The organism is Streptomyces sp. FH025, from assembly GCF_017427025.1.
Taxonomy (GTDB): domain Bacteria; phylum Actinomycetota; class Actinomycetes; order Streptomycetales; family Streptomycetaceae; genus Kitasatospora.
In genome coordinates this window covers 1-4,273 of record NZ_JAFLNG010000667.1, presented here as the reverse complement: position 1 = coordinate 4,273, position 4,273 = coordinate 1, and the positions used below count along the sequence as shown (strand labels likewise).

The 4,273-nt window shown below is 71.4% G+C and carries 7 protein-coding genes; 1 reads left to right on the top strand and 6 read right to left on the bottom strand.

Features of this window, described 5'->3' with window-relative positions:
- Positions 1–103: 103 nt before the first annotated feature.
- On the top strand, positions 104–883 hold the full coding sequence (locus J0670_RS31700) for a VOC family protein (RefSeq protein ID WP_207815375.1): 780 nt from the start codon (positions 104–106) through the stop codon (positions 881–883).
- Positions 884–907: 24 nt separating this feature from the next.
- Here J0670_RS31700 and hisF read toward each other — a convergent pair whose 3' ends face one another.
- From hisF to hisB, 6 genes are read right to left on the bottom strand one after another with little or no spacing between them, the layout of a single operon-like run.
- Positions 908–1,678 carry an imidazole glycerol phosphate synthase subunit HisF gene (gene hisF, locus J0670_RS31695; protein ID WP_207815374.1) on the bottom strand — a complete coding sequence of 257 codons (771 nt, stop codon included), beginning with the start codon at positions 1,676–1,678 and terminating at the stop codon, positions 908–910.
- Complete coding sequence (locus J0670_RS31690) at positions 1,675–2,115, bottom strand: RidA family protein (RefSeq protein ID WP_207815373.1); 441 nt, start codon at positions 2,113–2,115, stop codon at positions 1,675–1,677. The genes hisF and J0670_RS31690 overlap by 4 nt, the downstream gene beginning before the upstream one ends.
- Complete coding sequence (gene priA / locus J0670_RS31685) at positions 2,112–2,837, bottom strand: bifunctional 1-(5-phosphoribosyl)-5-((5-phosphoribosylamino)methylideneamino)imidazole-4-carboxamide isomerase/phosphoribosylanthranilate isomerase PriA (RefSeq protein WP_196950574.1); 726 nt, start codon at positions 2,835–2,837, stop codon at positions 2,112–2,114. Before priA ends, J0670_RS31690 begins: the two co-directional genes overlap by 4 nt.
- 17 nt (positions 2,838–2,854) lie before the next feature.
- Positions 2,855–3,490 carry an imidazole glycerol phosphate synthase subunit HisH gene (gene hisH, locus J0670_RS31680; RefSeq protein ID WP_207815371.1) on the bottom strand — a complete coding sequence of 212 codons (636 nt, stop codon included), beginning with the start codon at positions 3,488–3,490 and terminating at the stop codon, positions 2,855–2,857.
- Between the two features lie 37 nt (positions 3,491–3,527).
- The gene (locus tag J0670_RS31675; RefSeq protein WP_207815369.1) at positions 3,528–3,680 is read right to left on the bottom strand and encodes a hypothetical protein; all 153 of its coding nucleotides are present in this window, start codon (positions 3,678–3,680) and stop codon (positions 3,528–3,530) included.
- Positions 3,677–4,270 (bottom strand): imidazoleglycerol-phosphate dehydratase HisB, encoded by a 594-nt coding sequence (hisB, locus tag J0670_RS31670; protein ID WP_188298709.1) that lies wholly within the window; start codon positions 4,268–4,270, stop codon positions 3,677–3,679. Before hisB ends, J0670_RS31675 begins: the two co-directional genes overlap by 4 nt.
- Positions 4,271–4,273: the final 3 nt, after the last annotated feature.

The window sequence follows — 4,273 nt, the reverse complement described above, 5'->3', positions numbered from 1 at the left end:
CGCCGCCGCCCCCGGCTGCGGATGTCGGTTCCCGGGTGCAGACTCGCAGGTGGCCGGGGTTCGACCCGGGCAGCCCGGTCACTCCGCGTCGAAGGGGCACCTCATGCTGACCACCGCCTTCCCCGCCGGCTCGCCCTGCTGGATCGACCTGGGCAGCCCCGGCATCCCGGCCACCGCCGAGTTCTACGGCAAGGTCTTCGGCTGGACGTTCGTGCCCATCCCGGAGGCGATGGGTTACGGCTTCGTGCAGCTGGGCGGCAGGACGGCGGGCGCCATCGGCCCGATCGAGGAGGGCGACCGCCCCACGTGGACGACGTACTTCCTCACCACCGACGTCGACGTCACCGTGAGGGCCGCCGAGCGGTCCGGCGGCTCCGTCACGGTGCCGCCGACGGACGTGATGGAGGAGGGCCGGATGGCCCAGCTCACGGACCCGCAGGGTGCCCGGTTCGCGCTGTGGCAGCCCGGCAACACCCAGGGGCTGGATGTCGTCTCGGAGGACAACGCGCTGGTCTGGACGGAGCTGCACACCCCGGACCCGGACGGCGCCTTCGCCTTCTACCAGGGCCTGTTCGGCTGGCGGGCGGAGAACTTCGAGCCGTCGCCGGGCATGAGCTACCGGGTGCTCTCCACCGCCGAGGGCGACCAGCGGCAGAGCGGCTTCGGCGGCATCGCCCCGACGATGCAGGAGGAGCAGCCCGCCGCCTGGACGCCGTACTTCGCGGCCTCCGACGTGGACGCGCTGGTGACGAAGGCGACGGCGGCCGGCGGTTCGGTGCTGATGTCGGCCTCCGACGTGGAGAACGTCGGCCGGCTCGCCTGGCTGGCGGACCCGAACGGTGCGCCCTTCGCCCTGATCAAGGGTGAGCCGAGCGAGTCCTGACCAGGGCGAAGGGCACGAGAGGCGTCACCGCACCGGGTGCCCGGCCTCCCGCAGCGCGTTCTTGACCTCGCCGATCCGCAGGTCCCCGAAGTGGAAGACGCTGGCCGCGAGCACCGCGTCCGCGCCCGCCTCCACGGCCGGGGCGAAGTCGCCGAGCCTGCCCGCCCCGCCGGAGGCGATGACCGGCACGGAGACGGCCTTGCGCACGGCCCGGATCATCTCCAGGTCGTAGCCGTCCTTGGTGCCGTCCGCGTCCATCGAGTTGAGCAGGATCTCCCCCGCCCCCAGCTCGGCCGCGCGGCCGGCCCATTCGACGGCGTCCAGCCCGGTGCCCTGGCGGCCGCCGTGCGTGGTGACCTCGTAGCCCGACTCGGTCTCCGTGCCGGGCGGGCACCGCCGGGCGTCCACCGACAGCACCAGCACCTGCCGCCCGAACCGCTGGGCGATCTCGCGGATCAGCTCCGGCCGGGCGATGGCCGCGGTGTTGACCCCGACCTTGTCGGCGCCGGCCCGCAGCAGCTTGTTGACGTCCTCGACGGCCCGGATGCCGCCGCCGACGGTCAGCGGGATGAACACCTGCTCGGCGGTGCGGCGCACCACGTCGTAGGTGGTCTCGCGGTCGCCGGAGGAGGCGGTGATGTCGAGGAAGGTCAGCTCGTCGGCGCCCTCGGCATCGTAGAGCTTGGCCATCTCGACGGGGTCGCCGGCGTCGCGCAGGTTCTGGAAGTTGACGCCCTTGACCACCCGCCCGGCGTCGACGTCCAGGCAGGGGATGACACGTACTGCAAGGGTCACGGCTGATTGCCTTCCGGGGCTTCCAGGGTCTTTGCCAGCCCGGCTCGGTACGCGTCGATCTCGACCTCGACCATCATCCGGGAGTCGATCAGTCCCTCGACCACCACCATGGTGGCCACCGGGCGTGCGGCGTCGAAGAGTTCGCGGTGGGCGCGGCCCACCTCCTCGGCGTCGCGGACGTGGGTGATGTACATCCGGGTGCGGACCACGTCGTCCGCGGTCAGACCGTACGCGGCCAGGGCCTTGAGCCCGACGCCGAACGCGGCGAGGGTCTGCCCGTACGGGTCGCCCTCGTGCTCTATCCGGCCGTCCACCCAGGCGGTGGAGCCGGCCACGTGCACGTGGTCGCCCGCGGCGACCGCCCGGGAGTAGCCGAACTCCTCCTCCCACGGGGAGAATCCACCGATCCGGCCGCGTACGATCCGACCATCAGTCATCCGGAAACCGCCTCCAGGGCCTCTTCGAGGGTGAACTTCTGCTCGTAGAGTGCCTTGCCCACGATGGCGCCCTCGACACCCTCGCCGACGAGCGTGGCGATCGCCCGCAGGTCGTCCAGCGAGGAGACACCGCCGGAGGCGACGACCGGGCGGTCGGTGGCGGCGCAGACGTCGCGCAGCAGTTGGAGGTTGGGGCCGGTCAGGGTGCCGTCGCGGTTGACGTCGGTGACGACGTAGCGGGCGCAGCCCTCCGCGTTCAGGCGCGCCAGCACGTCGAAGAGCTGGCCGCCGTCGCGGGTCCAGCCGCGGCCGCGCAGGGTGGTGCCGACGACGTCCAGGCCGACGGCGATCTTGTCGCCGTGCTCGGCGATGGCCTTGGCGACCCACTCGGGGGCCTCCAGGGCGGCGGTGCCGAGGTTGACCCGGGTGCAGCCGGTGGCGAGGGCGCGGGCGAGCGACTCGTCGTCGCGGATGCCGCCGGACAGCTCGACCTTGATGTCCAGCTGGCCGGTGACCTCGCGCAGCAGCTCGTAGTTGCTGCCCGTCCCGAAGGCAGCGTCCAGGTCGACCAGGTGCAGCCACTCGGCTCCGGCGTTCTGCCAGGCGAGGGCGGCGGCCAGCGGCTCGCCGAAGGAGGTCTCGGTGCCGGACGCGCCCTTGACCAGGCGGACGGCCTGGCCGTCCCGAACGTCGACGGCAGGCAGCAGCTCAAGGCTCATCAGTAACAACTCTCAGACGGTCAGAGGGTGTTGACCCAGTTGGTCAGTAGGGCGGCGCCGGCGTCGCCGGACTTCTCGGGGTGGAACTGGGTGGCCCACAGCGGGCCGTTCTCGACGGCGGCGACGAACGGCTGCCCGTGCGTGGCCCAGGTGACCAGCGGCGGGTTGATCCGCGCGCTGTGGGTCTCCAGCTCCCAGTGCCGCACCCCGTAGGAGTGCACGAAGTAGAAGCGGGTCTCCGGGTCCAGGCCGGCGAACATCCGGCTGCCCTCGGGCACGTCCACGGTGTTCCAGCCCATGTGCGGGACGACCGGGGCGTCCAGCGGTTCGACGGTGCCCGGCCACTCGTCGCAGCCGGCCGTCTCCACGCCGTGCTCGACGCCCTTCTCGAAGAGGATCTGCATGCCGACGCAGATGCCCATGACCGGGCGGCCCCCGGCGAGCCGGCGGCCGATGATCCAGTCCCCGCGGACCGACTTCAGCCCGCGCATGCAGGCCTCGAAGGCACCGACGCCGGGGACGAGCAGGCCGTCCGCGGCCATCGCGGTGTCGTAGTCGGAGCTGACCGTGACGTTCGCCCCGGTCCGTTCCAGGGCGCGCTGCGCGGAGCGGAGGTTGCCGGAGCCGTAGTCGAGGACGACGACGTTCTTGCCCATGTTCAGGTGTCCAGTCTCTCTACGGGGCCAGGCGGGTCTACAGGCGCATGAGGCCGGAGCCCAGGCACATCACGGAGCCGATGGCCAGCACCAGGATGACGCCCTTCGGCAGCTTCTGCTTCCAGAACGAGATCACTCCGCCGGCCAGGAAGAGGCCGACGAAGATCAGAGCCACAGCGGACTTGCTCACAGCGCACCCTTGGTCGACGGGAGGATTCCGGCCGCGCGCGGGTCGCGCTCGGCGGCGTAGCGCAGCGCCCGGGCCAGCGCCTTGAACTGGCACTCCACGATGTGGTGCGCGTTGCGTCCGTACGGGACGTGCACGTGCAGCGCGATCTGCGCCTGGGCGACGAAGGACTCCAGGATGTGCCGGGTCATCGTGGTGTCGTAGCTGCCGATCATCGGCGCGATGCCCTCGGGCTCGGTGTGCACCAGGTAGGGCCGGCCGGAGAGGTCCACGGTGACCTGGGCGAGCGACTCGTCGAGCGGCACCGTGCAGTTGCCGAAGCGGTAGATGCCGACCTTGTCGCCGAGCGCCTGCTTGAAGGCGGCGCCGAGCGCGAGGGCGGTGTCCTCGATGGTGTGGTGGGTGTCGATGTGCAGGTCGCCGTCGGTCTTGACGGTGAGGTCGAAGAGACCGTGGCGGCCGAGCTGGTCGAGCATGTGGTCGTAGAAGCCGACGCCCGTGGAGATCTCGGTCCTGCCGGTGCCGTCGAGGTCTATCTCGACCAGGACGGAGGTCTCCTTGGTGGTGCGTTCGACGCGTCCGATGCGGGACATGAG